This is a genomic window from Chloroflexota bacterium, from assembly GCA_018648225.1.
GTDB lineage: Bacteria > Chloroflexota > Anaerolineae > Anaerolineales > UBA11858 > NIOZ-UU35.
The window spans coordinates 1-3311 of record JABGRQ010000018.1 but is presented as its reverse complement, the minus strand read 5'-3'; the positions used below and the strand labels follow the sequence as shown (position 1 = coordinate 3311).

General features: G+C 50.3%; 1 protein-coding gene. It reads left to right on the top strand.

All coding sequences use genetic code 11. From position 1 onward, the window contains the following. The coding region (locus HN413_00200; protein ID MBT3388808.1) for a hypothetical protein at window positions 1-3311 on the top strand (3311 nt) is incomplete at both ends.

Genomic DNA, 3311 nt, shown 5'->3' with positions numbered 1-3311 from the left:
AGGTCTGCTGCGCCGCTGGCGCTGGGTGGCAGGCTTTTTCGCGCTGCTCATGGCGCTGAGTATTCCGGCCTATCTTCAATTCTCCCTGGCCCCCGCGCCCGACCCTGAACGGGTCAGGCTTCCGGCTTTGCCCGATTTGCACAAAGCCCAGCCGCAAGATTTGATTGAGTTTGAGGACGCGTTATGGGGCGCGTATAGCGATGGGGTGTATCGTTTTGACGATGAAAATGAAATCTGGGAAAAGGTAAGTGAGGGGCTGCTACATAAAGTTTATAGCGGACAATTCTATTTACAACGCGATTCATTATGGCTGGGGATTGGATCATCTATTTATGGAGAATCGGGAATATTCCAATTTGATGCCAAGCAGCAGTTGTGGGAAAGCCGAAATGATAATTTACCCAACACGTTTCAGGTAGATGATTTTACGGAATTTGATGACACTTTGTGGGTAGGTTTAGGGTCACCTGATGGGAATAATGTCTACCGTTATGATGTGCGAAACAAAACTTGGGTTATGCAAGATGGTGGATTATCTGATCGTCGAAGTTTTTCCCCTTTCATCGTTCATGAAAATCGACTTTGGAAGGGATATCATGCCTGGGATTCAGAAAACGGATATTGGTTAGATATTTCTGCTGGACTCCCCGGTGAGTCATATGCTGTTGACGTTATTGAACATTTTGACCAGATGGTTATTGTTTTAGGAGGTGGCAAGGGAGTATATCGATATCATGCTGGTCTCGCAGAATGGCAGAATTTTGGTTATGGATTGGGCGATACTTATTTTCTAGGAGAATTCTTTGTCAGCAACGCGGATGACTTGTGGTTCATGACATTGGGCAATGGTGTGTTTAGACTTAATTCTGCGACTGAATCGTGGGAAACTAGTAGTTTTGGGTGGGCGAGTGATATTTTCGAAACCGGTGATAGTCGGTTGTGGTTAGATGCTGGAGAGAATTTGTATTTCTTGAGTGGTGAATGGAAAAGCTACGGTGCAGGAATGCCTTCAGGCGAATTTTTCTACGAGCGCCAGAATGGTGAATTGTGGAATGGGCACTATCGCCTGAATTCGGATACGCATATTTGGGAATCGATGAATGGTGGTTTGCAACTCAATATTAGTACGCCTGTGATGTTGGAGGGCAATGGCGACTTATGGATAAGTTTTTATCCCAAAGGCATCTATCGCCGCTCAACAGATGAAAGTATCTGGCAAGCGGCCAACACCGGTTTACCGGCTGCGGCCAGGATTTCGGATATAAGTGTTGCTGGAAACAATAGCTTATGGGCGCTTGATACTAATCTCGGCCCTTATCGCTATTACCCTGAACTGGAAGCCTGGGAAAGTGTGCCTGGCGGTCTTTCGTCCGCTGACAAATTTATTATTCATAGCGATGGTACATTGTGGGTCTATTCTGTAAGTGCCGTTCATCATTTGGATAATTTTTCAGATGTTTGGGTGAATCGTAGTATTGGATTGCCGCCGAATGTTGGTGCGAATGAGTTTCTCAGTACGCGTTCTGGCGAACTGTGGCTGATTGACTCTGAGGCGGGGAAAGTCTATCGATATGGCGAAACTGGTGGTTGGCAACCGATGGCTATTGGATTACCCGAAGATGCGGTTGTGACCAGTATTGTTGAAACAGAAACCGGAGAGGTTTGGATTGCTGTTTTCAATGATCGCGCCTATCAATTTGATCGAAAGAATCAAAACTGGCAGCCAGTAACTGATCGCATGGAAGATGATTCGACAATTGTGAATTTAGCGAAAACTACCGACAACCGGCTGTGGGCAGCATTTACCAATTGGAAAATATATACCTTCATCCCAGGGATTGATGCTTGGTCAACGACAGAATTTCCTGAAAATCTTGATATTGCTAGAATTCAAGCGTTTGGGGGCAGAATATACGCTTTTTCAGACGATGGCGTTTTTCGGTATGATGATATTGGCCGCAATGGAGAAGCATTCAGTGATGGCTTGCCTGAAAATATCTCAACATTAGCCCGATTTTATGAGATTAATAACACTCTCTGGCTTGGCAGCGATTTCGGCATCTACCGCCTCGACGCTGAAAACGAAACCTGGTTGCCAGAGAATAACTTTGTCGATCTCCCCGTCTGTGTTGCCAGGGACAATGAGGGCATGCTCGTCGTTGATTATCGCCATGAGCATTTGCGCCGCTTCTCGCCCAATGTGGACGAACCCGTTTGGCAACCCTCCGATTTTGAGATGATTGACTGCGATGCCGTTTTTCTGCAGGCTGAAACGCAAATCGGTTTACCTTCAACGACCCGCCGATTGGTCACAAATTATTTGGCTGAAGACACACTGGGTTTGCGCTACGCCGAAGGCTATCTCTGGGTTAGCCCGGAAGAATTTAGCTGGAACCCGGTGGCGAAGTTGGATGTCATCCCCCTGGGGGCTGAGATTGACCTCGTCAACCGGCAAGCCACCCTGTGGACGCGCAGCGAGTCCGCCAACGCTATTGATGCGTACACCATTCCGCTTCCGCTGCAAACCCGCTGGGATTTTTCATCTTTCCTGTTTGCGCTTGGCCGCGATCCCCAATATTGGTATCTGATTGGGGCGCTGGCGCTGGTTTATCTGGGGTATTTGGCAGTGATTTATGCGATTGCCGGGCAGAGCAATGGCATTGCAGCGCGGCAATTTTTCACGTTGGAGTGGGAGACGCCCGATCTGTTGGGGAGCTTGCTGAGCCGCGGAGAACAGAGTTATACGGCTCTGCGTTTGCGTCTGCAGGAACTCGCTCCGCTGCCGCATCTGATTTGTGTGCTGCGCCCGGTGGGGGAGGCGTTCGCCGATGGTGATGTGGTGCGCGATCTACAAAGCCGAGATTTGCCCCTGGGTAAGGCCGCGGTTAATGCGGCTCTGGAGATGCTGGTTTCGCGCGGCATTCTGCGCGGCAAACAAGGCGAGTACGAGTTTGGCAGCCCGCAATTATTGTTTGTCTACCAGCGCACGTATCCGCCCGCCGCGCTGGACGAAGCGTTGGAGGCCGCGCGCGTGCGCGATCCAGCCTTTGCCGAAGCGATCCGTTTCTTTGAGCGCGCCGGGTTTTTGATCGACAAGCAAGCTGGCAGCAATCTGATGTTGCTGCCCCAGAGCCAGATTCAGCGCGAGCGTCTGGGCGAGCGTGTGCTGGCGCGTATGTTACCCGGACAAGCGCTGAAAGCCTCTACTGTGCGCCGGGTTGCCGACGCGGTGAGCAGCTTGTTCAAAGAAGATGCCGACCCGCTGCGCGGGCGCAAGGCCCTGGTGGTGATCGGCGAATCCGCAGATATGG